Origin of the sequence: Nostoc sp. 'Lobaria pulmonaria (5183) cyanobiont', from assembly GCF_002949795.1 — a bacterium.
Lineage (GTDB): Bacteria > Cyanobacteriota > Cyanobacteriia > Cyanobacteriales > Nostocaceae > Nostoc.
The window spans coordinates 5886092-5911064 of the sequence record NZ_CP026692.1; the positions used below are offsets into that span (position 1 = coordinate 5886092).

Genomic DNA, 24973 nt, shown 5'->3' on the forward strand with positions numbered 1-24973 from the left:
AACTCCTATTTCATTACTAGCTCAGAACTCGCAACTTCGAGATCGGTACTTGTGAATTTTCAGAATTTTAAAAGAACAAGTGAAGATTGGAGTTGAACAAATACGAAATTCAATCTACATATCACCTTCATCCGGCTAGATGGGGAGCAGGGGAGCAGTAAGTCTTTCCCTTCTCTGTGCGCCTCTACCCCTCTACCCCTCTACCCCTCTGCCCCTCTGCCCCTTTGCACCTCTGCCTCTTTTGCCCAATACCCCTTAATCACTGACTAACAACGCAACTGGAAAATGAGCGAGGGCTGCTGCGATAGATAGGGTTTCTGTAGCCTTTAAGGATTGCTGAGTTAGGACGTTTTTCCAGGAGTGAGAAGTTCCAGAGGGTAATTGCAGATGCGTATCTTGCCAAACTGACTCGCCCAAGGGATTGTCTCCAGGCTGGATGAGGCTAGTTAAAAAGCGTGGCGCGATCGCGATCGCTGTTTGATTCCCCTCCCGCCGCGCAAAGGCGATAATGTGATTGGCGTAGGTTCCCTGAACTTCTAACGGCAGATAGTCGCCATCCTGAAATAATGAGACATAGTTTGTTCTAGCTTGGAGTAATTGAGCCGTTAAAAACAGTTTGATTCTGCCGTCTGTTTTGTCGTTTAGTAACTCCTGAATTAGTCCGAGAATGTCTGTTTTTGCCTGTTCGCGGATGGCGCTTAAGTAAGTACGTCGCTGTTCAAAATCCACGGGACGGCGATTGTCTGGATCGACTAGACTCAGTTCCCAAAGTTCCGTTCCCTGGTATAAGTCGGGTACGCCGGGTACGGTCATCTTCAGTAGAGTTTGGGAAAGGGAATTAAATATCCCATAGTCTGCAATTCGCTGTTGAAAGGGACGAAAGGCTTGTAGAAATTCCCCGGAGATGGAAGGATCGAGTACTTTCCCAATAAAGGAAGTGCAAGCTTCTTCATACTCGCTATCAGGTCGTAACCAGGCTGTATGCACTTTTGCTTCTCGTATTGCCTTTATTATATAATCCTTCATCCGTTCCACGAAAGATGCATGTTCGTGTTCGGCAAAAGGAAACGCCCCTACTAGGGTTTGATAGAGAAAATACTCATCGTTGCGATCGGGGATAGCGAAGCCGTGGCGATCGCTACGATGTCCTCGATTAATGGCGCTCCAAGTATTTACCTGCTGATCCCACTCATCGGGGATTTCTGAAAGGACATTCAATCTAGCCCGGACATCTTCGCCGCGTTTGGTGTCGTGGGTGGCGGTGGTGTTCATGGTGTGGGGCCAGGTTGCTTGGTGCTGTTTGTTAAAGGCGTGAAATTTGGTTACTGGAATCCCAAAATGACCGGGATTACCCCCGACTTCATTCAACGATAGCAAGCGATTGTATACATATAATGTGGTGTCTTCGACGCCTTTTGCCATTAGCGGGCCGCTGTATTGCTGCATTCGCAAGACAAAATATATCCATTGTTCGCGTTCTGTTTGAGTCAGAGAATTATCAAACTCTAGCAGCATTAACTTTTCAATAAAGGTCAGTTCGTGCTGCAACAGGGGTGTTTGTTCTTTGGCTTGGCGAATTACTTCTTGAATAGTAGCGCGATCGCTATCTCCAATTCCATCGGGCGTAATGTAGGTACGGTAAATTGGGAACAGTGTCAAAACTTCAGCGATCGCTCTTTTTAATCCATTCAGCGTAAAATCATTGCCATAGCGATATTTGCTGGAGATATTTTTTAATAAAAGAGCCAAACTGTCAATGTCACCTGCTAAATTCTTTTCTAGTATCAGGTGCTTTTTATCCTTGACTAGTGAGGCATAATCTGCTCTGGAACCGATAAAGTTCTGGTATATTTTATCGAACTGTGATTGATTTTCTGTTTGACAAAATACGCCATTTACATAGTTGAGAAAGTCATATCCAGATGTTCCTTCAATTCCCCAATTTTCCGGTAGTTCTTCAGTGAGTTCTAAAATCTTCTCAACAGTTATATAAACATCACCCATTTTTTCCCGCAGCCTTTCGAGATACTGGATTGGGTTATAAAGTCCATCAATATGATCGATGCGTAAACCTGTAAACTTACCCTCCTCAACCAGCTTTTGAATTAGGCTATGAGTATTATTAAAAACCCGCGCTTCTTCAACTTTAACGGAAATCAGTTCGTTGACAGTAAAGAAACGGCGGTAGTTCATTTCCTCTGCGCCAACCTTCCAAAAAGCAAGACGGAAAAACTGGTCATTCAGTAATTCATCTAGGAGGTTAAAGCTTTCGGAATTACCGGGTTCTCCGTTGAAAGTTTGGAGATTTTCGTCAATGAACTCGTGGATGGCATCGTTTGTGGTGTAGAGTTCCCAAACTAATCCTTTAATAAATGCAATCTGGTCTTGTCGTTGTTTACCCGCCACCTCTGAAGGCACATTTTTGAGAATGTAGAGAATCCCCAATAGCTTAATAAAATCGGGGTGATTGCGTCCCAGTGTCCGGGTGAGTTTACCTAAATTATAGGTGATAAATTTTGTGTAAGATTCTAAGCGCAGTGGCAATTTCAAGCTGTAATAGTTGACAGTTAAACCGTTTTGTTCATATTGCAGTTTAATGTGTCCGTTTTCCAGGGATACACCATAGAAATCTCCCAATAGCGGCGCGAGAATTCGCTCTTGGCGATCGCCAAAGGGTGCATTCCAAGAAAGGTCGAAGTAGTCGGTATAGCTGGAATCTGGCCCGTGTTCCAATACGTCCATCAAGTAATCGTTTTCGCTGCTATAGGCCATGTGGTTGGGCACAATATCTTGTAACCAGCCCATACCAAGGGATTGGATTTGATCAACTAACGCATCAAAGGACTCATTAGTTCCTAATTCTGGATTGAGTTGAGTGGCATCTACTATATCGTAGCCGTGTGTACTCCCGGATCGGGCCTTGAAAATGGGAGAGGCATATAAATCAGAAACGCCCAAATCTGCTAGATAAGCTGCGATCGCTTTAGCGTTGTCAAAGCCAAACTGAGGTGTAAACTGAATTCGATAAGTGGCGGTAGGAATTCGCATGAGTTTGTTCTAATGAGAGATGGGGCGATACGGTTCGGTTAAGATGTTTGTCTCTCGAAGATCCCCCCAACCCCCCTTAAAAAGGGGGGCTTTTTCCGATCTTTACCCCCTTTTTAAGGGGGTCGCCGCAGGCGGGGGGATCTTATCTGAAATGGTTTGAGAGGTGAGGGAGTTTGAGCCTTTTTACTCGAACGTTAAGCCTTTTTACTCGAACGTTGAGCCTTTTTACTCGAACGTTAAGCCTTTTTACTCAAACATTGAGCCTTTTTGCTCGAACGTTGAGCCTTTTGACTCGAACGTTGAGCCTTTTTACTCAAACATTGAGCCTTTTTGCTCGAACATTGAGCCTTTTTGCTCGAACGTTAAGCCTTTTTGCTCGAACGTTGATGTTATTAGGGTGAAACTTTAAGTTCTAACTCTCCCCCTCATCCTTTTTCATAGAGTACTAGACTAGTAGGTTGCAATTTCACTTCTTGTCCCACAGACAGACTTTCAGGGGCTTCAGAACCATGCCCAGACCATGAGGTATCTGCTGAGTCTAATAGCTTATGAACATTGTGTTGACTCGGCAAAGTCACTGTCACCGCCGATGAATTGAAATTCATCACAAATATGACTTCACTTGATTCGCACCAACGACGCACGATCACCAAATCCTTCTCTTTATCGCTAGTCGCTTGGATGAAATTGCGGTCTTGATTCAAAAGGGCTGGATGCGTCTTCCGTAAATTAATTAACTGACGATACCAATCCCACAGAACTTTGTGCTTACCTTCATGACGTAATTCCCAATTAAGTTTGGACTTTAGAAAAGTTTCTGCCGATTCTGGATCTGGGGGATCGTCTGCAAAGTGAAATGCTTCAAATTCTTGCTTGCGTCCGGCTCGAACTAATTGAATTAAATCAGGATCGGAGTGACTGACAAAGTAAATGAAGGGTGCAGTTTCACCGTATTCCTCTCCCATGAACAACAGAGGTAAGTTGGGCGACAGCAGCACAGCACCGGCGGCTAACTTTAATCCCTCAAAAGAGATGCGCTGGGTAAGGCGTTCTCCTTTCATTTGATTGCCGATTTGGTCGTGATTCTGAATGCAGATTGTAAACTGTGATAAAGGGCGATCGCGGCAAGATACGCCATGAAATCGGTTGCGGTGTGGTGCGTACTTCCAATCGTAGATAAAAGTATCTTCATAAGCTTTTGCTAGATCCGCAACCTGCCCAAAATCTTGATAATATCCTTGGCGATCGCCTGTCAAAAGTGCGTGCAATGCATGGTGGAAATCATCACTCCACTGAGCATCGAGTCCATATCCACCCAATTCTGCTGGACGAATTAATTGCGGATTATTCATATCACTTTCGGCAACTAGATGGCGTTTCCATCTTTGCCCTTGTTGTGAGAAATGATGAACAGCTTCCGCCAATTCCCACAAAAAATGCTTCGCCCCCAAGTCGTAAATTGCTTGAACGGCATCCAACCGCAATGCATCAATGTGAAACTCACCCAACCAGTACAGCGCATTTTCGATAAAATAATTTCGCACACCTTGACTATGGGCATCATCGAAATTCAGCGCTTCGCCCCACGGCGTTTTATAGGTTTGAGTAAAGTAGGGTGCGAACTGACTCATATAGTTGCCTTCCGGCCCAAAGTGGTTATACACCACATCCAGCACAACGGCGATATCATTTTGGTGGCAAGCATTTACCAGTTGCTTGAGTTCGGCTGGACTACCATAGGAATTTTGCACAGCATAAGGGTAAACGCCATCATAACCCCAGTTGCGATATGCAAGAGTTGCCTCAATATGAGTGTCTCCCGGAACCTGGGAAATGGGCATGATTTCAATGGCGTTAATTCCCAGTTCCCTCAGTTCTGGTAAACGGGGAATGATCGCGGTGAAAGTTCCTTCCGGCGTGAATGTTCCAACATGAACTTCATAGAAAATCATCGACTCCACAGGAATACCCGTCCAGCCTTCATCAGTCCACTCAAAATGATGATCGATAATTTGCGACGGCCCATGCACCCCTTCCGGTTGATACTGCGACGCCGGATCGGCAAAGGTGTCTTGACCATTTAAGACATACTGATAAAGCGTACCTGGATACACATCGTTGACTTTGGTCTGCCAGTATCCCTCAGATTGAGGCTTGAGAGGAATTAACTGCTCTTCTGGCGTCAAAATTTTTACCGTAACGCTATCTAATAGCGGAGACCAAACTGTAAATTCACACTCTCCGTTCCCCAAGTAGTTAGCACCAATTTTCACGCAGTATCCTCCCGTCAGATTCTTTGTTGTGCCGAATTATGGTCGCGATCGCAATGTCATTGATTGCACAATGTTTACAAACACGCCAGATAGCATAATGGTTCGTCTACCAGACTTTTTGCTAGCACCTGGAGGCGGATTTTTTAGTAGAATAAATTCTGTCTAATGACCAAAAAGGCAGGGGAGCAGGGGGCAGGGGGCAGGGGGAGAAAGATGCTGGAATTGCCCAACAGTCAAGGGTTACGAGCTAATAAATGTATTTATGCTCAAGCGAAAAATATTTATTTTGAATGGAAAGTGCGACGATAAATAATGCGTATTTGTCTCAAAGCCAATACATTTCCCTGCTCCCTGCTTCCTGCCTCAGACTGGGAATACCCTCACCTGTACTACCTACGGCTTGCAGCTACCATCCACACAGTATGACGATTCATAAGTACTAGAACGCTTACCAAATATGGTGTAGCGGTTATCGCGGATTTGTTCGTAAAAGCGATCGCCTGCCCATTTCATCCCCGGTAAGGCTCGATAAGCGTCTACAAATATACTTCCTGCTGGCAATAACCGCCCAATTTCTTCTGCTGCATTACTGCCTTGCCAACGTCTTTGAGGTTGATTGCCATCAATTAAAATCATCCCCTGTTCGCAGTCTTGGGCTGAAATTCCCCAGCGTAAAAGTGTCTGCTCATCTTGCATGGGAGCGTAGCGAAACAGCTTTCCTTGGTCTAAGGTTTCTAGCGATCGCACTAAGGTAACGCAGAGATTACAATTTCCGTCGTAGATTACGTAGTAATTCATCAAAATAACGGCTCTTTGGCAATTGAATTGTCGAATGTGTTTAAAACACAACTTTGGTATTCTAGCTTAGAAAATTGTAGCGATCGCTCTTGCCTCAGTAAAGCTCAGATTAGACTGCGACCGATACCGGCTCCACCGTCTACAAATAAGGTTTGTCCTGTGATGAATGCTGCTTCATCAGAGCAGAAAAAGGCGATCGCAGCAGCAATTTCGTCAACCTGACCGAACCGATCCATTGGAATCATGCTTGAATAAAGGTGTTCTTCCTTACTACCGGGGGAAACTTTTTCATGAAACATTTCAGTTTCAATCGTTCCCGGAGCGATCGCAGGATAATTAAGAAAATCCTAAAATAATCCATTTTTTAATGTATATCACGATGCCTTTGTACAGCATGAAAGTCCTAGAATCATAGTTTCCAAACAAGGACTATATAATTTACTCTCGCCACAAAAAATAATTAGCATTCTTATTTTTTAACAAAAAAATCTTGTGTATTGATTCTTATTTAATATATAGTCTTTTTTCGTACACACATTGGCACAAGAAAATACTGGATGCTTGCGACATGTAAGTATATCCTTAATTTTCAGACTTTGTATCTTAAAACACCAATTATCTAATAAACAAGTATGGCTAATATCACTGGAACCCCTCTAAACGATGTTCTTAACGCTACTATTGGCAACGATGTAATCAATGGACTGAATGGAGATGACCGCTTAACAGGGAATGCTGGAGTCAATACTCTCAACGGTGGTTCGGGTAATGACAACCTTGATGGTAGAGATGGTAATGATATTCTAATTGGCGGATTGGGTAGAGATATCTTAACTGGTGGAGCAGGAGCTGATATCTTCCGTTACAACAGTGCTTTAGAGGGTGGCGATATTATCAATGACTTAAAGGCATCTCAAGGTGATAAAATCCAAGTTTCTGCATCTGGATTCGGAGGTGGACTCGTAGTAGGGCTATTACAACGTTCTCAATTAACTTTCGGTAGTGCTTTCACCAATCCTAACCAACGCTTTAGAGTTGACACCAGTAGCTCGATTCTATTCTTCGACAAAGATGGTAGCGGTTCGCAATTTGGCTCTGTCGAAATTGCTAAAATAAACGGCGTTAACGGCCCTCAAATTATCGAAGTAATCACCTAAAAGATTTTGGATTTTAGATTGTAGACTTGGGTGCCGTAGCTAGATGGACTATGGCACCATTAGCAGACATCAAAAAACTCAGAAGCCGAGTTTCGTAAATTTAAAAACTTAGTTATATAAAAATATTCAATTTCAATCTTCTCATATTATTCAAATAACAGTATATTTAATAATTTATTCTTGTAGGTTGGGTAACGCTAAAGAACCTACACATTTTTATTTTTTAGCCTTAATCGAGTAGTATTGCAAAGCGACTGTTGCATTTAAATAGCACGACAACACAAGTATTAAAAGGCTTGTCCTCAAATATTCCGTTGATTTCCAGTTATCATGCCTTTGGAATAGTATTTGCTTAGTTTTTTCATTAATCAGAAAATATTCATGAAATACAAACTCTTGGGCAAAAGCGGATTAAGAGTCTCTGAACTCTCCTTGGGAACCATGACCTTTGGTGAAGATTGGGGTTGGGGTGCATCTGTTGACGAAAGTCGGAAAATCTTTGATAGCTATGTAGAAGCAGGAGGAAATTTCATTGACACCGCCAACGGTTATACCGATGGTAGCAGTGAAAAAATTGTCGGCGAGTTGATCGCTAAAGAACGGGAAAGCTTTGTCGTTGCGACAAAATATTCCTTTCCGTTGCAGATGAATGGCAAGAAGGGCGACCCAAACGCCAGTGGAAACCATCGCAAGAATTTAATTCAATCTTTGGAAGGTAGTCTCAACCGGCTAAATACCGATTACATTGATTTATTCTGGTTGCACGCTTGGGATTTTACAACACCGATTGAAGAAGTCTTGCGATCGCTTGATGATGTAGTCCGTCAAGGTAAAGTACTTTACATCGGCATTTCTGACACACCCGCTTGGATTGTTTCCCAAGCAAATACCATCGCCCATTATCAAGGATGGACGCAGTTTACCGCCCTGCAAATTGAGTATAGTTTGATTCAGCGAACACCAGAGCGGGACTTGATCCCGATGGCAAAAGCTTTGGATTTGGCAGTAACGCCGTGGTCGCCCTTGGGTGGTGGAGTGCTGACAGGAAAGTATAACAAACCCAGTCAAGAAGGCGGCGAACAAGGGCGAGTAGCGAGTTTAGGGGGAGAAGTTTCTGAAAAGAATTTAGCGATCGCGCAAGTTGTCAGTGAAGTTGCGACAGAAATTGGCCATACACCTTCACAGGTAGCATTAGCTTGGTTACGCGCTCAAAGTGGTGTGATTATTCCGATCGTTGGGGCACGTAAGTTAACGCAGTTTCAAGATAACTTAGCTTCCCTTGATGTCAGCCTCTCGCCAGAACATCTGCAACGATTAGATGAAGTCAGTCAAATTGAACTGGGTTTTCCCCATGACTTTTTGCAGAATAATGATATCCGCGATCGCCTTTTTGGTGGTACATTCAATACCATAGAAAACCATCGGATCTGACTAAGAGTCATAAGCAGTAACACATTCAGCCATTAATATAATCTGTCGTCAGAGAGTTTCATCTAGCCAACCAAAATCTGTAAAGTTAGATGCAAAAGGCATTAACGTAGAACTATGAGCGACAACACTATTACATCACGTTTGTACCCCACTCGTATTGACATTCCTGCTGAAGTGCGAGTGCAAATCGTGGTACTTCTCAACCAAAGCTTGGCAGCTACTTCCGATCTGAAAACCCAAGCAAAGCAAGCGCACTGGAATGTAAAAGGAACTGACTTCTACCAGTTACATCTATTATTTGATGAACTTGCTGGGGAATTGGAAGAGTACATCGATATGTTAGCTGAACGCGTCACAGCTTTAGGTGGATACGCTTTCGGAACAGTCCGTGCCGCAGCTAGTAATTCCATCCTGCCAGAATACCCCTTAGATATTTTGGATGGCAAAGACCATGTGACAGCCTTAGCAGATCGCTTTGCATCTTATGCTAAACATCTGCGGAAAGCGATCGATAAAACTGATGAATTAGGCGACCTCGATACTGCTGACCTTTACACCGAAATTTCCCGCACCATTGACAAACGACTCTGGTTCTTAGAAGCTCATCTGCAAGTAGCAGAAATTAAGGCAGAGAATGGCAAAGCGGGTATGACTCAAACTCAAAAGATACCTGCTGGTGTAAATTAAGCACTTTTGAGAGACACTTGATTTACTAATAGGGTGCATTAGACTAAGGTTTAAAGCACCCTATTGTAACGGTATCTTAATGTGAGTTCGACAAAATATACCTAGAACTAAAGTTCAAAACTATCCCTGTCCGACTCAGAGAGGGATAGTTTTGCGTGGTAAAACTTAGACCTCTTGCACAAATGTAAAATTTGCTCTTATCCCCCAACCCCTTCTCTCAATTTTGAGGGAAGGGAGCTAAATTCAAAGTCCCTCTCCCAAGTTTGGGAGAGGGATTTAGGGTGAAAGCTCATTGATTCATGCCAGAAGTCTATTGATATCATGTCTGCTTGATTACTTATTAAACCCGAAGAACCCCACCTCAAAGCTACGCTATTTAGACTTGTTCTCCTAATATATTCGCGAACACGACGACCCCCTCAATCACCATACGCACTTTCAATGCCAGATGGTTGACTCTGACATTATTTCTAGAGCCGAACTCCTACAACAAGCCATTGCGACTTTACAATTCTCTATCCAACAAATTCAGGCTTCGGGGGAAGTAGCACCACCTGGTTGTTGTGTTTTGCGTTACCAAATGAAGTAATAATCGAATTGAATGTTTAAGCATATCCAAGATTTAAAATAGCAGAGTGTTTTTCGGTGTAGTCTTGCTAGGTAATGGCGCAAGCGGGTATTTTCGCCAGACTTGGTAAGTTTGACGAAATGCCAAGATTAACACCAGAACAGTTAAACGCCACGAACCATCGCCACCTATACTGGACTCTCTTTCACAAAACGCTCAAGGACTAGTCCTGATTTTGTGACTCAATGCGATCGCAAAAAATCTTGCTAAATAATTGTAATAATATTTAATATGAGTCTAGGTTGTCTAATTTAGATTAACTATTGCAGAGAAATTCTCTCAGACTGAGTAAAATGACAAATACAACGAGGCAACTATTTTATAGATTAGTTACCCTAGAATTGAAGACTATGTTTTCAGTCCTGAGTTACTTCTGTATTTTGCCTCTGAGGCATACCAATTTAGACCACACCAAATCCTTCATTTAAGAGCTCCTACAAATCATAATGGCTGTGATTGAGAAGAAAAGAACTCGCGATCTGCCCCAAATTAACGAACGAATTCGCTTCCCGAAAATTCGGGTGATTGACACTGACGGTGCTCAACTGGGAATTATGCCCCCACAGGAAGCACTACAACTAGCAGAAGAAAAAGAGCTAGATTTGGTGCTAATCAGCGATAAAGCTGACCCGCCAGTTTGTCGGATTATGGACTACGGGAAATACAAGTTTGAACAGGAAAAAAAGGCGCGGGAAGCCCGGAAAAAGCAGCACACGGCTGATGTCAAAGAAGTTAAGATGCGCTACAAAATAGAAGAACACGACTACAACGTGCGTGTTAAGCAAGCAGAGCGCTTTTTGAAAGATGGCGATAAAGTCAAAGCGACTGTGATGTTCCGGGGTCGAGAAATTCAACACAGCGACCTAGCAGAAGATTTGCTCAAGCGAATGGCAACGGATTTGGAGCCTTTTGGTGAGCTTCAACAAGCGCCTAAAAAAGAAGGACGAAACATGATGATGCTCATCTCGCCTAAAAAATAATTCTCTAACTGTTTAATAGACTAAGTTTGAAAATCCCCTGGCTAGAAGTCAGGGGATTTTTTCATCTTTCATTTGGATGCAATATGCACTTTCGGCGCACAGTTAGCTGTGCATTCCTACGAAAGCATTTAAATTTATCTAAAATCGATAGTCCTGAACGCCGAGTGGGAAACATAATACTCAGTTGCTCAGGACTTTTGCTATTTCCAGGGGATGGAGGGGACAGGGGGGACAAGGAGGTATATTTCTTCCCCCTCTGCTCCCTTGCCCCCGCTCGCGCGGTGATACTACCAGAAAATAAAACTGCATGGAACTGAAAAATCACTGGTTGGCTGCAAATAAAGTTGCTTTACCACGACTACTACAGTGGGTGAATCTCCGACCAGAGGAGAGCGAACGAACCCAGATAATGTTTCTTTTTTATACAATTGTATGTGTAGGATTGCGGTGGGCAGAAGACAGTACGGTGGCACTGTTTTTGGATGAATATGGGACTCATCTACTGCCGTGGATGTATATTGCTAGTGCAGCAATGAGTGCCGGACTGGTCTTTTTATACTCTTGGCTGCAAAAGATTTTTCCCTTACGTCGGGTAATTGTGGTGATCGCACCTTGTATGTTGATGCCATTAGTTTTATTAGTTGTATTACGTTGGGGATCGCATTTTTCCTACCTGGCAGTTATTTCGGCATTTCTACTACGGCTATGGGTAGATGCACTTTATGTGGTCAATGACCTCAACACCTCCATCGTCGCCAACCAAATATTTAATATTCGGGAGATTAAACGGACTTACCCACTGGTGAGTAGTGGTCTTTTAGTAGCAGATGTGATCAGTGGCTTTAGTTTGCCTTGGCTAGTGCAATACACCACGCTAAATAAGATCATCCTCATCGCCTGTATGGTGATTTTATTAGGATCGGGGATTCTATTCTATTTAACTCATCACTATCGAGCAGCTTTTCCTGAAACCCCACAAAGACTAGCTCCTGAACAACAAGCTTCACGAGAGCGTTTCATTAAAAGTCCACTGAAGCGATACGTTTGGCAGTTGTTTGCTTTTGTAGGTTTGTTGCAAGTCATTGGGTTGTTAATAGATTTTCAGTATTTACGCGAACTCCAATCCAATTTGAGCGACCGAGAACTTGCGAGCTTTTTGGGTCTTTTTGGTGGGATGTTGGGACTGTGTGAGTTGTTGTTGCAGTGGTTTTTTTCCAGCCGACTCATCGAACGGATGGGGGTATTTTTCACTGCCACGCTTTTACCAATCACCGTCGGCTTTTCACTCCCAGGAGTGCTGGTATTGCTGCATTTAATTCCAGCTATGCAATCGCAAAGCTTTTTCTGGGGTCTGATACTTGTCAAATTCTGCGATGAACTTCTGCGTTATACCTTTGTCATGAGTAGCGGCCCCATCCTGTACCAACCGATTCCAGAGGCAATTCGCAGCCGGATGCAGACTTTATCCGGTGGAACAGCCGAAGCGATCGCTACAGGTTTGACAGGAGCGCTAATTTTTGTGACTATCTTCTTTTGTGGGCGGTTTGTACCCGAACCACTACAAAAATGGGTGTTGGTAGCAGAAACAATGCTGATAACTGGCACTTGTTTAACAGTAGTTTGGGAATTGCGATCGCGTTATGTGGAACTGTTAGTCTTGAGTGTGGCGCGGGGTCACTTGAGCGCAACCAATGTCGGCTTACGATTTTTCAAACAGGGTGTAGTCAAAGCTTTAGCAGAAAAAGGTAGTGAGGCTGATAAACGCTCTTGTATTGAACTTTTAGCCCAAATTGATTCCCTTGGAGCTGCGGAAGTTTTAGCACCTCTACTATTGAAGTTAACCCCAGATTTGCAGCGCCAAAGTTTGGAAGTGATGCTGATGGGAGGTGTAAATCCGGTTTATTTAGCCGCCATCCGTCCTTTGTTAGAAGAATCCCAAGAAACTAACCCCGAAGTTTTTGCTTTAGCGTTGCGCTACGTTTGGCTGGCTGAACCAAATCCCAATTTAAGCCTCTTAGAAGGATATTTACACCCCCGCCAAAACTCACTCATCCGCGCCACCGCCGCCGCTTTAGTCTTACGCCAGGGAACGCCCATGCAAAAGGTAGCAGCTACTCAAACCATGCGCCGGATGCTGACTCATAAGCAAGAACGGGAACGGGTGAATGGAGTTAGAGCGCTGAGAGAAGCAGTTTATTTGCAAGCATTGCGGATTCACATCCCAAATTTATTACAAGATGAGTCGTTACGGGTGCGCTGTGCCGTATTAGAAATGATTGCAGCCACCCATTTAGAAGAGTACTATTCAGCACTGATTGCAGCACTTTATTACAAATCAACCCGCAGTACAGCTATGTCAGCCCTAGTGCGACTAGAAAATGAAGCTTTAGAAATGCTGTTGCGGTTGGCTATCAATATTTACAAACCAGAAGTAGTGCGGATGTACGCTTGGCGCACCATTGCTCAAGTCGGCACCCAGCAAGCATTGGAGATTTTATGGGAAAAGTTGGAAACATCCTGGGGTACTACTAGGGATCATATTCTTCGCAGCTTACTAAAAATACACAAACAACCAGGACTTAAAGGTTTAGTAGATCGATTTTATGAAAGTCGGGTAGAAAATTTAATTAAGCAGGAATTAAAATTTTTAGGTGAAATTTACGCCGCATACATTGACTTCCAAACACTAGACCAAAAAGAAAATCATCAATCCAATCAGAGGATTGTGATTGTCTCTGAATTACTGCAACGCGCGCTTCTAGAATTGGAATTGGATGTCAAAGAGCGGCTGCTACTATTACTGAAACTGCTTTACTCGCCAGAAAAGATGCAGGCAGCAGCATTTAATCTGCGATCGCTCTCAGTGGTAAACTTAGCGCGGGGCTTAGAAATCTTAGAGCATACCGTAACTTTGTCTTCAAAGTCTTTATTGCTGAATATTTTAGATAACCGACCACAGGCAGAAAAATTACAATATCTTGTCGAAGCCAAGATCGTAGAATATGAGAACATGATAGTTAGCGATCGCCTCCACAGATTGCTGATGTTGGGTAATTTCCTTTCTGACTGGTGTCTAGCTTGCTGTTTTCATTATGCTCAAGTGACACGCATCCGACTGACCAGTTCTGAGATATTAGTGAGTTTGCGTCATCCAACTGGCTTTGTTAGGGAAGCTGCGATCGCATACTTAAATATGGTTTCATATCGCGTTCTCCTGCAAATCTTACCCCAGTTACAAAAAGATCCACATCCTCTGGTGGCTGCTCAAGTTAAAGAGTTGCTCGAAAAATACCAATTCAAAAATTACAATTGAAAATACCTCCCCTGGAATTTGTCAGGAGTAGAAAGTGAATTTGACATTTTAATGGGACTTAGACAAAAAGTAGCCAGGAAAAACGCTCAAACCTATATACAGAGTGACTTTGACATCGTTTTGCCTAGTTTCTTGATCTATCTGGGTTTCAAGCATTTTTAAGCCTAGGATAATACCATTACCAATGTTATTTGGTTGTCTTGATGCCCCTACCGCTCGGTGATAGGCTGTGGATGCGTGGATGCAGTGGGACTGTAACGCTCATAATCTGCATCTGTAATTCCCTGTTATAGAAAAGATTTACTAGGATTTTGTTCAGAGCAATTGGGAACAAAGCTACATCTTCATTTCCTTGTTAATCTATAGAGTGAAACAAGAAGTTACAGAGTATCAAGAACAGCTATGTACGTACTGATTGGTGGAGCCGGCTTAGTGGGCTTAAGTTTAGCGCAAAAACTGGTAGAACTAGGACATACTGTTGCCGTAATTGACATCGATCCGATCGCTTGCCGCTATGCCCGTGAACAAGTGGGAGCAATGGCTTTTGAAGGTAGTGCTGTGAGTACAGAAGTATTACTGGAAGCTGGGATTCGGAAAGCAGGCTCCTTGGCAGCTGTCCTACGCAGTGATGCCTTAAACTTAGCAATGGTAACTCTTGCTAAACACTACGGCGTCACTCATATTTTGAGTCGGATGCGCCACCCCGACTTTGCCGAACCACTACGGATAGCTGGAGCCAACCATATTATCAGTACTGTTGAACTATCAGTTGCAACAATGGTGAACGCCATTGAGTATCCACAAGTGGAATCAATGATGCATTTTGAGCAGGGACAGATTGAGGTTCTGAAACTTTCCATCCCCAACAATTGCTATGTTGCTGGTCGTAGCGTTGCCGAAATTGCTCAGGATTCACAATTCCCTACTGGTTCGCTAATTATTGGTTATCAATCCCATCCCCATGAAGATTTGATGATTCCTAACGGCAGTACAATACTGGAACCTCATTCAACTGTGCTGATTGTAACTAAACCAAGATGCTTACATCAAGTCATTGATTTTATTGAACAAAAATGTTGAGTGCAGTTCCTACCTAAACTGTTTATTAGGTAGGGTTAGCTACACACATAAAAAAATTGGTGAGTTTTGATGAAGCTGTATAGATATATTTATTTAGCGATCGCTGTTATTATTCTTGCATCTTGTGAATCAACACCCAAGTCACAACCCAATGCCATTCCAGCAACCCCGTTGCAAAAAACAGTGACGCTGGATAAGAATTTTAAGATCGCAAGCGGTGAAACTCTTTATGTTCCGGTCTACTCTCATATCTATCATCACAATCGCCAAGAGATTTTTGAGTTAGCAGTTACGCTTAGTATTCGGAACACAGATTTGACCAATCCGATTATTATTACTTCTGTGCGCTACTATAACTCAGAAGGGAAAATAGTTAAACAGTATTTGGAGCGCCCTATTCAACTTGATCCCCTAGCTTCTACAGATTTTTTTATCAATAGAAATGACACCAGTGGAGGTTTAGGCGCAAACTTCATTGTCGAGTGGGTAGCCCAAACCGAAATATCCGAACCGATAGTGGAAGCAGTCATGATTGGTACTGACTTTCAACAAGGAATTTCTTTTATCAGTCCTAGTAGAGTAATTAAAAGTCAAAATAACGATAAGCGATCGCCTTTAAAATAATTCGTAATGACACTCTCTACGAGACGCTAAAAGCGAACGCGGACTCACTACCGCTACATTGACGTAATTCGTAATTAAGTTAATTCTTCGTTCCTATGCTTCGCATGGGAATGCATTCATTGAGTCTCTGACTCAATCTATTGCTGGAGGCAACAGATCCTAATCAGCCAAAGCTCAGAGGTTCATTCACAAAGCTCACAGGTTCATCAAAGAAGCTCAAAGGTTCATCAAAGAAGCTCAAAGATTCACTCACGAAGTTCAAAGGTTCATCAACGAAGCTCAAAGGTTCACTCACGAAGCTCAAAGGTTCATCAACGAAGCTCAAAGGTTCACTCACGAAGCTCAAAGGTTCACTCACGAAGCTCAAAGGTTCATCAACGAAGCTCAAAGGTTCATCAACGAAGCTCAAAGGTTCATCAACGAAGCTCAAAGGTTCATCAACGAAGCTCAGAGGTTCATCAACGAAGCTCAGAGGTTCATCAACGAAGCTCAAAGGTTCATTTACGAAGCTCAAAGGTTCATCAACGAAGCTCAGACTATCCCCCATACCCAATGCCCCATGCCCAATGCCCCATATTTAATCATCTTCTAATTTCAGTAATTGTTCATCAAGAGTTTGTATCCGTACGCGCACAATTTCTTCTGAAAGAATTCGCTTCCGCATTGCCTCATTGAGCGCTCCTTTTTCTGCCAGCAGTAAACGTCGGCGAATGGCTTCAAGTTTACTGCTCTTGCGACTTCTACCTTCCACCTCATCAGGGCGACGATTATATAGTTCCCGCAGTGTCTTTTCTGCACCGGCAATTCGTACTTGATAAGCCGAACGCATCTCTTCATAAACGGCTTTTGGTAATACCCCTGATTTCAATAGGCTATCTAATTCATCTTGTGCGGCTTTACCCGTCATCAACTGGGCTTGCAACTCTTCAACCTGTTGTTGAATTTCGGAAAATTTAGATAATTTTAAGCGTTTTACCATCCAAGGCAAACTTAAACCCTGTCCCACTAACGACACCAGCACAGAGCCGAAGACTATAGCTATCAGGACTTCTCGCCCTGGTAATGTGGTGGGTAAGCTCAACGCTAGAGCCATTGACAGTGAACCTTTAATGTTGCCTAAAAACAGTAAATGTTGCCAACGCAATGGAATTGGGCGGTCAATCCAACGAACCACTGCTAGCAGTGGATAAACTGTAAGAACTCGCCCGACTTGATAAGCCAATACTGCAAGTAGAATTGCAGGTAAAGTTTTCCAGAGTGTTACCAGGTTTATTTCTGCACCAATCAACAGAAAAATAAAGGTGTTGACAGTAAAACTGGCATATTCCCAGAAACTCAACAAGGTGATGCGACTAGAAGCAGAGGTATTACGAGAAAGCCCAAGATTACCGAAAATTAAGCCAGCGACAACTACGGCTACAGGGCCTGAGACACCGAGATATTGCCCAACCTGAAAAGTTCCTAATGCAACTGCGACTGTCAGCACAAGACTGCTAAGAGCATCATCTAAACGGGCGAATACAGGTATACTCAAGTAGCCCAAGACTAACCCCACAACGCAGCCTCCTAGAGAGATAAATAGCAGTTGTTGGATTCCCTCTATAAATGTGAGTGAGCCTGTTGAATATACTTGCACAATCAGGTTGAAGGAAACTAAGGCAGCAGCATCATTGAATAGAGTTTCCCCTTCAACAATAGTGGAAAGCCGGGAAGGCACTGGTATATCCTTAAATACAGCAATCATGGAAACAGTATCAGTGTTTGCCAGCATTACTCCGACAAATAACGCAGGTATCCAACTCAATCCCAAGACAAATTTCAACAGGACGGCAATAATCGCACTGGAAATCACAGCCCCTGGCCCAGCTAGTAGGGCAATTGGTTTAAAGGTGCTGCGTAGACGACTGACATCTGTATTAATACCAGCTTCAAAGAGCAGAATTGGCAAGAAAAGATCCAAAACAAGGGTTGGACTTAAACCAATCCGACGAGACAATAACTCAGTGATGGGCAAACCTGCTAGTACTAAACCCGTAACATAAGGAATTCCCAACCGTCGGGACAGCAAAGCTACTCCTGTAGCAAGGAGCAAGAGAATAATTGAAACTTTGACTAATTCGGTAACATCCACTATTGCGTTTTGGAAAGTTAGTTTGACTTGACTGATAGATTCTCTCTTCATTCATGCCAAATTAGCAAGTTCAGGGTGTGGTTCAGAATGGAATGAGCCAGTACTTGCTACCATAACTCGGCGATTATACCATCCAACTCAGAATTTGGCCCAATGGTTCGCTCCAGGGAAACGGGTCACGCATGGGTATCATCCCGTCTGGGAATAAATCCATGATTGGCTCATAGGGATTACCTGGCTTGAGTTTCACGCAAGTGTCATGTTTGGTCAGTAGATTAAATTTAGTATTTGTTCGGATATTGTTGAGCAAAAGCCAAGTCACTTTCAATTAACTTGGCATCTGTTAGGTTAGCCCCACTCAAATTGCACAAGTGAAAATTTGCCCCTCTGAGGTCTGCTAGTGACAGATTAGCTCCTGTTAAATCTGCACCAGTGAGGTTGACTTCATTTAAGTTAGCACTACTTAGGTTAGCTCCCGGAAGTGAAGCTTGTTGGAGGTCTGACTCGCTGAGGTTTGCCCTCATCAAGTATGCTTTACTCAAGTCGGCTCCACTTAAATATGTTTTTGTTGGGTGCGTAAGCTGTTAATCGTAGCGATTAAAACTAGGACAATTGCTAAAACCAATACGGTATTTCTAAGCATTGAGTTATCAGAATGCTTGAGTGCGATCGCTACCAATGCCCAGAGTGTTACTCCTGCATAAGCAATGTCTCGACGCTGGATGACCATAACTGCTGCAACTGTTGTTGCTATCAATACCACGATCAGAGTCCAAATTACAACAGAAATCCCCCAACCGTTCCACCGGTGAAAATCCAAGGCACACGCTACGTTGACAATGGTCGCCACGCTAATCCAGCCTAGATAAATGCTAATCGGAAAGTGGATACACCATTTTTTCAGCCGAGGTACACGCGATTTGCCAATTTCTAACTGCACATAGACAGCAATTAGCGGCAACAGAATCAAGAGCATTGCAATCACAGAAAGAGCAAAAAACCGAGACAAAAACAGATACACCCAGATACTTTGAGCAACACAGGCAATCACCAACAGATAACCTGTCTTACGTAAATCAGGCTCATGGCGTTGGTTAGGTAAAGCTTGGTATACCCCAAAAGCAAACAACCCAAGGTAAATTAGCCCCCAGATAGCAAAGGCGTAATTGGCAGGGATAATCAGGACATTTTTAAACAAAGTATTGGAAATTTCCCCGATGCTAAGTCCATTCAGCGGAAAAACGTTCGATACTACGTTGATAAAGAAAGCGCCAAAAATTGCAGCAAAAGTAACAAGCTGCCGCCAAAGATCCCGGTAATTGCCTCTTGTGGACTGCTGCATAAGATGTTAACTCATAATCTTTTGTGCTTTTAGCTTACATCTGAAAAAGAGTGATGCATATAAGCCACAGTCATATTGAGCAAGTTAATCAGGAGTTAAACTAATTATTGACCTCACTGCTTTTAAGGTACTGTCCATGCAGCTACTTCAAACTACCGACAAAGATTTTTCTGTCAAATTCAAAACCCTTGTAAGCGATCGCCGGGAAGTTACAGTTGATGTTAGTGGGACAGTACGCGAGATTTTAGCTGATGTGAAAGTGCGTGGTGATGCCGCCGTCAAGGACTATACTAGCCGCTTTGACCGCAACAATCTCCAGTCTTTGCATCTAAGCGAAAGCTTTATTGCCGAACACGCAACGCAATGTCCTGCCGATGTCTTGGCGGCGCTGGAATTTGCTGCTAAAAGGATTGTGGCTTTCCATGAAAAACAACTACCGCAAGATATTGGCTACACCGATGCAGTCGGGGTGAAACTGGGATTGAATTGGGTTGCGCTGTCGCAAGTGGGAATTTATGTACCAGGGGGACGGGCTAGCTATCCGAGTTCTTTGTTGATGAATGCTTTACCAGCTAAAATTGCTGGTGTTGAAAGAATTGTTATGACAGTACCGATGCCTGGCGGTGAGATTAATCCTGTTGTATTGGCTGCTGCTCAAGTTGCTGGTGTTACAGAAATATATGGCATTGGTGGGGCGCAAGCGATCGCAGCATTAGCTTATGGTACAGAAAGCATTGCCCCAGTAGATAAAATTGTTGGCCCTGGTAATGCTTATGTTGCTGAAGCCAAGCGTCAAGTCTTTGGCACTGTTGGCATTGATAGCATCGCTGGCCCTTCAGAAATTTTAGTAGTAGCTGACAGCCAGAACAACCCAGATTGGATTGCCTGGGATTTACTATCGCAAGCAGAACACGATCCTAGTGCCCAATCAATCTTAATTACTGATTCCGAAATCTTCGCGCAACAAGTAATAAAGGCTGTTGAGAAAATTCTCGCCGATTTACCCACCAGAGAAGTTGCCAGTGCTAGTTGGCAAAATTATGCAGCCGTGATTCTGGTCAGCGATTTAGCCGAGAGTATACCACTACTCAATCAACTAGCTCCTGAACATGTAGAATTGTGTACAGACAACCCGCAACTGCTTGCCGATCAAATTAAGTGTGCCGGGAGCGTGTTTTTAGGACGCTATACTCCAGAAGCGATTGGCGATTATTTAGGAGGCCCCAACCATGTACTGCCAACTGCCCGTTCTGCCCGCTTTGCCTCTGGTTTGAGTGTCTACGACTTTCTCAAACGAATTACTTTTTTAGAATGTGACAAACAATCATTACAGACAATAGGCAAAGCAGCTGTCACCTTAGCAGAAGCAGAAGGTTTGCCAGCCCATGCAGGTAGTGTATCTGTACGCTTGCAATAAAAAGCTGAGAAGAGATGGAGGGAGCGTCTACACTTGACATTGATTAAAAGGTTCTCGAATAAAATAGAGTGCATCGCGTTTTTGAACTTCCATACCGCCTCTATTCCAGCTTCCCCAACGAGTTATAAATTTTGTCTTGCGATCGCGACGTTCAATCGCAACAGTAAAATTATTACGGAGTTCCCGATAACATCCATCCAAATTCGTCAAGGTCAAATCTAGTGCTGGGATATTAAATTTATTCTCCCCTTTATTGACAACAAAGAATCCTTCACTGCCCCGCTCCATTAGCAATACAGTCGGACTATCAATGGCTGCTAAAACATTTTCTTTGGTATTTTTACCCTGAGTTCCTCGTTGATGCATAATTTGGCGGAATTTGACACCATATTTGATAAAAGCAGCATCTCTATTATCCCAGTTCAGTATTAGAGGAGTGCCACTTTCTCTCGCCAGGATATATGCTGTTGCGAGGAAAGAGTCAGAAGGATCGCTATAGGGATTAATGGCATTGGAATTAATCTCGCGAATAGTATCGTGGTTTCTGCCAAAAGTGACGCTATGCGGATCGTTTATGCCTGTGGGATCTCGCAGAGAACGCAAATCTCCACCAAAGCTGAAGGCATTTTTCATTGAATTGTAAAGAACAAAATCTGTGACAGCAGCAATCCAGTTATAATTTTCTGCACTGGTGTCGCTATCTGTGATTACCTCAAGATAATTCCATGCTTTGCCTTGACTTTGTTGATCCACATAACTAATGTACTCTTTGACAACATCTGCTGGGATATGCTTGGCAGCATCAAATCGAAATCCATCAATCCCTAAATCTAGCAATTTTTTTAAATGAGCTTTTTGAATTTTTTTAACATTATTGGTAAATCTCAAGTCAGGAAGACCACCTAACCAACAATTAATTTCTGAATCTCTGTTGCCATCACTATAATTAATGCTACAAGATTTTTTACCTGGACGGTTTGAGTCCGAATTAAAGTCATTTATAGAAAGACCTGGAAATTTAGTTAAATCTTCAAAATCATCATTGCCATCTAAATTAGCCATGTGATTGAAAACAACATCAGCAATCACTTTGACATTACAACTGTGGGCTTGACTAATAAGTTTTTTTAAATTGAAGAGTGAACCTCTACCTTCGATAATGCTGTAGTCTACAGGCTGATAGCGTGCCCACCATTCTGGAGCGGGATTAGATTTTTGGGCTGGAGAAATTTGAATGTGAGAATATCCTTGCTTCCCTATTTCACAGACAAACTTTTCGATATCAGTGTACTGCTGGTCAAATGCATGAAAAATCGCAGAAGGTTTTTCTCCTGCTAATGTCTTAATCGGGTATATACAAGTTGTGCAGATGACAACTGCACAGATGAAGATATTTTTCATTAAAGACATTACTCCTAATTCGAGTTTGGCACGTCCCCGATAGCATAACGCTCTAGCAGTTCTTCAGCAGTCATAACTACATCACATTAGCATCAATTAATACTATTTTTTTCAACTCCACTTAATGCCTGATTTTTAAGATTTAAGAACTCGTTGCAATTAGGCGGCGATCGCTTATGAACAGCTTCTATCACTCTCCAGAAGGGTAATCTCTAGAAACTTCAATAAGTGGATAGAATTTGTTAAAGCCAGTTACCAACTAAAACATAAGGTGCCCAGTAGCCAGGACGACTGTAATTGGGATAATCTTTTAACAACTTTACTTGGGCACGACGCAAGGCTTCAGCCTTTGTCACTTCAGTTTTAACTAACTCACGATAAAATTCACCAATTAAGATAGCAGTAGATTTATCACTGATATGCCATAGTGAAGCCAAGGTACTACGGGCGCCAGCTTTCACGGATGCTCCTGCTAGCCCTAGCGTGGCGCGATTGTCACCAGTCGCAGTTTGGCAAGCACTTAACACTAGCATTTCCAAAGCTTCTGAGCGAGTTTGATCCCGACGGCGCAGCAGGCTATCAAATTGCGTGACGTTGATCGGTCCATCATTTGCAAGTATAAAAGTATTCTCAACATTGGAACTAAATTGACCGTGGGTTGCCAGATGTAACACATTAAATGGCACAGTATTTACCTTACTCTCTAGATTTTTCCTGTTGAAGTCTCGATCTAGTAACTGGGTGGTAGACGCGATCGCTTGGGAAATAGAGTTAAATTCTGATTTAATTTCTGGTAGCGGTGGAAATTGCTGTTGAAAGCCTTGTGGTGGTTGCACTAACCCGGCAGCTAGTACATTGAATTTTGTTTGTGTCAAGGGTTTGAATGCGAGTAACTGAAGTCCTAAGCTGAGTGCTACAGCGTATTTTTCTACCAAATATTGCTGACCGTCATACAATATAGCCATTGGCACATTTCGCAATATTCCATCCAGTACAAATACAAGGGTTTTGACTCCACTATCTTTTAAATCTGACTCAATTTCTTTGATTAACCACCCATAGACCTGCTGTGATAACGCCTGCACTTCCTCAGTCTGATCGGGTTCTAATAGATACTCTCTAAGTTGTTTTATAGTACCTTCTACCTCATTCTGTGACTTATTTACTGTATAATTACGCAGTGGTTGTTTAGGAATTTTGACAATCACTTGGAGTTGATCAGGCAGAATAATTGGATAAACGATCGCAGATGTAGGATTATCTTTATCTACTATTGTGTCAAGCAAAACAGTTTTGGCATTAATGCAAGCTTCCCGAAAAAAGTCGTCTAATTCCGCTAGTTGCAGTGCTTCAATCCTCTGTCTAGCTTTGTCTAGGATTGGTTCGCTCGGATGAGTTTGCTGAAACTGCAACAATAATTCTACGGACTCTCGATATACAGGTTCTACACTTTCTTTAAAGGAAAACTGGACATCTCGATTCACAACCACTAAGTCATTACGGAGAGTCTGCAACTCAGCGATCGCAGTATCATAGGTAGCAATAGCGCCTTGAATCTCTCCCTGCTGTTTTAACAAGCGTCTTAACTGCCAATGCCAACGATATAGCGGTTTTCAGTTGAGTGAGATGCACTCAGATGTAGTATAGACTGAACATGACCTAAATATGTAAGCAATGAAAGCATACTCCATCGATTTCCGTCGGAAAATTACGGATACTTATGAACAGGAATCCATATCTCAACGGAAATTAGCGGAGCGTTTCCGGGTTGCCCCGAGTTTTATACATAAACTACTTAAACAATACAAAGTTTCAGGTACGCTAGAATCCAAAAGTCATGGAGGTGGTCAGAGCCTCAAGCTAACTCCAGAGAGCATAATAATTCTGGCAGAACTAGTAGAAGAAAAAAATGATGCCACTTTAGCTCAGTTGAAAGAAAAACTCTATGAACAGATACAAGTTCAAGTAAGTAGTTCCACTATTAGTCGTCTGCTGACACGTTTGGGATTGACCCGCAAAAAAAAACGTTTCAAGCCAGTGAACGACAAACGGAGCGAGTTCAAAACTTACGGCGAGAGTACAGGCATCAAATGACCATCCTGCGCGTAGAGGATTTGGTCTTTGTTGATGAGGCTGGAGTGAATTTAGGGATGACTCGCCTATTCGGACGAGCATTATCAGGACAAAGAGCTTATGGGACACGTCCTCAACAACGAGGTAAGAATGTGAGTCTCATTGGTGCAATGGCATTGCGAGGTGTTGTTGCTTCGACAGCTATTGTGGGGGCGACGGATGGTTTAACCTTTGAAGCCTTTATCTGCCAGCGACTTATACCTAATCTCTGCCCTGGAGCCTGTGTAGTGATGGACAATGCCTCCATTCATCAAGAAGCCTTTTTGCGCCCGATGCTAGAACAAGCTCAAGCTAGTCTACACTTTCTCTCTCCCTATTCTCCTGACTTTTCCCCCATTGAAAACTGTTGGTCAAAGGTTAAAGAATTTATTCGTTCTGCGGCTCCTCGTACCTATCATGATTTAGCTCAGGCGATTGATACGGCTTTTCAAAAAGTCTCTCTGCAAGATATTCATAACTGGTTTACTCATTGTTGCTACTGCCTCACTGAATATTTAGAGTCAGTCTAGAGTCTTGTAGGCAACTTTTCA

19 protein-coding genes and 2 pseudogenes are annotated in these 24973 nt (G+C 43.0%); 10 read left to right on the plus strand and 11 right to left on the minus strand.

Translation table 11 applies throughout. The features are described 5' to 3' along the window. Positions 1–255 precede the first annotated feature (255 nt). The 4 genes from treY to NLP_RS26085 form a co-directional block, all read right to left on the minus strand. Positions 256–3048: a malto-oligosyltrehalose synthase gene (gene treY / locus NLP_RS26070; protein ID WP_104908860.1), complete on the minus strand. Its 2793-nt coding sequence runs from the start codon at positions 3046–3048 to the stop codon at positions 256–258. Positions 3049–3473: 425 nt separating this feature from the next. Beyond that, entirely contained in the window at positions 3474–5321 is a 1848-nt protein-coding gene (gene treZ / locus NLP_RS26075; RefSeq protein WP_104908861.1) for a malto-oligosyltrehalose trehalohydrolase, read from the minus strand. A gap of 393 nt (positions 5322–5714) precedes the next feature. Further along, positions 5715–6119, minus strand: a complete 405-nt coding sequence (locus NLP_RS26080) for a thiol-disulfide oxidoreductase DCC family protein (RefSeq protein WP_104908862.1) — start codon at positions 6117–6119, stop codon at positions 5715–5717. Between the two features lie 104 nt (positions 6120–6223). Continuing rightward, positions 6224–6445: an SDR family oxidoreductase gene (locus NLP_RS26085; RefSeq protein WP_267894949.1), complete on the minus strand. Its 222-nt coding sequence runs from the start codon at positions 6443–6445 to the stop codon at positions 6224–6226. A 306-nt stretch (positions 6446–6751) separates the two neighbouring features. Between NLP_RS26085 and NLP_RS26090 the strand changes: the two genes are divergently transcribed. The 3 genes from NLP_RS26090 to dps all read left to right on the plus strand — a co-directional run bounded on the left by NLP_RS26090 (position 6752) and on the right by dps (position 9394). Then, on the plus strand, positions 6752–7276 hold the full coding sequence (locus tag NLP_RS26090; RefSeq protein ID WP_104908864.1) for a calcium-binding protein: 525 nt from the start codon (positions 6752–6754) through the stop codon (positions 7274–7276). A gap of 381 nt (positions 7277–7657) precedes the next feature. Next, the gene (locus tag NLP_RS26095; RefSeq protein WP_104908865.1) at positions 7658–8707 is read left to right on the plus strand and encodes an aldo/keto reductase; all 1050 of its coding nucleotides are present in this window, start codon (positions 7658–7660) and stop codon (positions 8705–8707) included. A gap of 114 nt (positions 8708–8821) precedes the next feature. Beyond that, complete coding sequence (gene dps / locus NLP_RS26100) at positions 8822–9394, plus strand: DNA starvation/stationary phase protection protein Dps (RefSeq protein ID WP_104908866.1); 573 nt, start codon at positions 8822–8824, stop codon at positions 9392–9394. A gap of 505 nt (positions 9395–9899) precedes the next feature. Here dps and NLP_RS35220 read toward each other — a convergent pair. After that, positions 9900–10081: pseudogene (locus NLP_RS35220) on the minus strand (hypothetical protein); the annotation flags it as partial. A 387-nt stretch (positions 10082–10468) separates the two neighbouring features. Here NLP_RS35220 and infC point away from each other — a divergent pair. The 4 genes from infC (at position 10469) to NLP_RS26125 (ending at position 16019) form a co-directional block, all read left to right on the plus strand. Then, the gene (gene infC / locus NLP_RS26110) at positions 10469–11002 is read left to right on the plus strand and encodes a translation initiation factor IF-3 (protein ID WP_104908867.1); all 534 of its coding nucleotides are present in this window, start codon (positions 10469–10471) and stop codon (positions 11000–11002) included. A 307-nt stretch (positions 11003–11309) separates the two neighbouring features. Next, positions 11310–14315 carry an MFS transporter gene (locus tag NLP_RS26115; RefSeq protein ID WP_104908868.1) on the plus strand — a complete coding sequence of 1002 codons (3006 nt, stop codon included), beginning with the start codon at positions 11310–11312 and terminating at the stop codon, positions 14313–14315. 402 nt (positions 14316–14717) lie between these two features. Then, positions 14718–15395 carry a potassium channel family protein gene (locus tag NLP_RS26120; RefSeq protein WP_104908869.1) on the plus strand — a complete coding sequence of 226 codons (678 nt, stop codon included), beginning with the start codon at positions 14718–14720 and terminating at the stop codon, positions 15393–15395. A 69-nt stretch (positions 15396–15464) separates the two neighbouring features. Continuing rightward, positions 15465–16019 (plus strand): DUF3124 domain-containing protein, encoded by a 555-nt coding sequence (locus NLP_RS26125; protein ID WP_104908870.1) that lies wholly within the window; start codon positions 15465–15467, stop codon positions 16017–16019. Positions 16020–16182: 163 nt separating this feature from the next. Here the strand turns inward: NLP_RS26125 and NLP_RS33625 are convergent, their stop codons facing one another. The 4 genes from NLP_RS33625 to NLP_RS26150 all read right to left on the minus strand — a co-directional run bounded on the left by NLP_RS33625 (position 16183) and on the right by NLP_RS26150 (position 19492). Beyond that, positions 16183–16566, minus strand: a complete 384-nt coding sequence (locus tag NLP_RS33625) for a hypothetical protein (RefSeq protein ID WP_158680536.1) — start codon at positions 16564–16566, stop codon at positions 16183–16185. Positions 16567–16596: 30 nt separating this feature from the next. Continuing rightward, positions 16597–18150 carry a cation:proton antiporter gene (locus NLP_RS26135; RefSeq protein WP_104910043.1) on the minus strand — a complete coding sequence of 518 codons (1554 nt, stop codon included), beginning with the start codon at positions 18148–18150 and terminating at the stop codon, positions 16597–16599. A 281-nt stretch (positions 18151–18431) separates the two neighbouring features. After that, entirely contained in the window at positions 18432–18692 is a 261-nt protein-coding gene (locus NLP_RS26145; protein WP_234017074.1) for a pentapeptide repeat-containing protein, read from the minus strand. A gap of 11 nt (positions 18693–18703) precedes the next feature. Then, positions 18704–19492: a hypothetical protein gene (locus tag NLP_RS26150; protein ID WP_104908873.1), complete on the minus strand. Its 789-nt coding sequence runs from the start codon at positions 19490–19492 to the stop codon at positions 18704–18706. 136 nt (positions 19493–19628) lie between these two features. On the opposite strand from NLP_RS26150, the gene hisD reads away from it, so the two are divergent. Next, positions 19629–20909 carry a histidinol dehydrogenase gene (hisD, locus tag NLP_RS26155; protein WP_104908874.1) on the plus strand — a complete coding sequence of 427 codons (1281 nt, stop codon included), beginning with the start codon at positions 19629–19631 and terminating at the stop codon, positions 20907–20909. 27 nt (positions 20910–20936) lie between these two features. On the opposite strand, the gene NLP_RS26160 is transcribed toward hisD, so the two are convergent. Both NLP_RS26160 and NLP_RS26165 read right to left on the minus strand, forming a co-directional pair. Then, positions 20937–22319 carry an alpha-amylase family glycosyl hydrolase gene (locus NLP_RS26160; RefSeq protein WP_199784699.1) on the minus strand — a complete coding sequence of 461 codons (1383 nt, stop codon included), beginning with the start codon at positions 22317–22319 and terminating at the stop codon, positions 20937–20939. A gap of 233 nt (positions 22320–22552) precedes the next feature. Next, positions 22553–23914, minus strand: a pseudogene (locus NLP_RS26165) (CHAT domain-containing protein); the annotation flags it as partial. A gap of 70 nt (positions 23915–23984) precedes the next feature. Between NLP_RS26165 and NLP_RS35225 the strand changes: the two are divergent. Both NLP_RS35225 and NLP_RS26170 read left to right on the plus strand, forming a co-directional pair. Further along, positions 23985–24404, plus strand: a complete 420-nt coding sequence (locus NLP_RS35225; protein WP_234017075.1) for a helix-turn-helix domain-containing protein — start codon at positions 23985–23987, stop codon at positions 24402–24404. Further along, entirely contained in the window at positions 24317–24952 is a 636-nt protein-coding gene (locus NLP_RS26170) for an IS630 family transposase (protein WP_234017383.1), read from the plus strand. The genes NLP_RS35225 and NLP_RS26170 overlap by 88 nt, the downstream gene beginning before the upstream one ends. Positions 24953–24973 lie beyond the last annotated feature (21 nt).

Excerpts from the sequence above, each read along its gene's own strand:
- NLP_RS26160 (WP_199784699.1), bottom strand. The coding sequence starts at position 22,319 with ATGTCTTTAATGAAAAATATCTTCATCTGTGCAGTTGTCATCTGCACA.
- NLP_RS26095 (WP_104908865.1), top strand. The coding sequence starts at position 7,658 with ATGAAATACAAACTCTTGGGCAAAAGCGGATTAAGAGTCTCTGAACTC.
- NLP_RS26080 (WP_104908862.1), bottom strand. The coding sequence starts at position 6,119 with ATGAATTACTACGTAATCTACGACGGAAATTGTAATCTCTGCGTTACC.
- NLP_RS35225 (WP_234017075.1), top strand. The coding sequence starts at position 23,985 with ATGAAAGCATACTCCATCGATTTCCGTCGGAAAATTACGGATACTTAT.
- NLP_RS26115 (WP_104908868.1), top strand. The coding sequence starts at position 11,310 with ATGGAACTGAAAAATCACTGGTTGGCTGCAAATAAAGTTGCTTTACCA.
- treY (WP_104908860.1), bottom strand. The coding sequence starts at position 3,048 with ATGCGAATTCCTACCGCCACTTATCGAATTCAGTTTACACCTCAGTTT.
- infC (WP_104908867.1), top strand. The coding sequence starts at position 10,469 with ATGGCTGTGATTGAGAAGAAAAGAACTCGCGATCTGCCCCAAATTAAC.
- dps (WP_104908866.1), top strand. The coding sequence starts at position 8,822 with ATGAGCGACAACACTATTACATCACGTTTGTACCCCACTCGTATTGAC.
- hisD (WP_104908874.1), top strand. The coding sequence starts at position 19,629 with ATGCAGCTACTTCAAACTACCGACAAAGATTTTTCTGTCAAATTCAAA.
- NLP_RS26150 (WP_104908873.1), bottom strand. The coding sequence starts at position 19,492 with ATGCAGCAGTCCACAAGAGGCAATTACCGGGATCTTTGGCGGCAGCTT.
- NLP_RS26120 (WP_104908869.1), top strand. The coding sequence starts at position 14,718 with ATGTACGTACTGATTGGTGGAGCCGGCTTAGTGGGCTTAAGTTTAGCG.
- NLP_RS33625 (WP_158680536.1), bottom strand. The coding sequence starts at position 16,566 with ATGGGGGATAGTCTGAGCTTCGTTGATGAACCTTTGAGCTTCGTAAAT.
- NLP_RS26125 (WP_104908870.1), top strand. The coding sequence starts at position 15,465 with ATGAAGCTGTATAGATATATTTATTTAGCGATCGCTGTTATTATTCTT.
- NLP_RS26090 (WP_104908864.1), top strand. The coding sequence starts at position 6,752 with ATGGCTAATATCACTGGAACCCCTCTAAACGATGTTCTTAACGCTACT.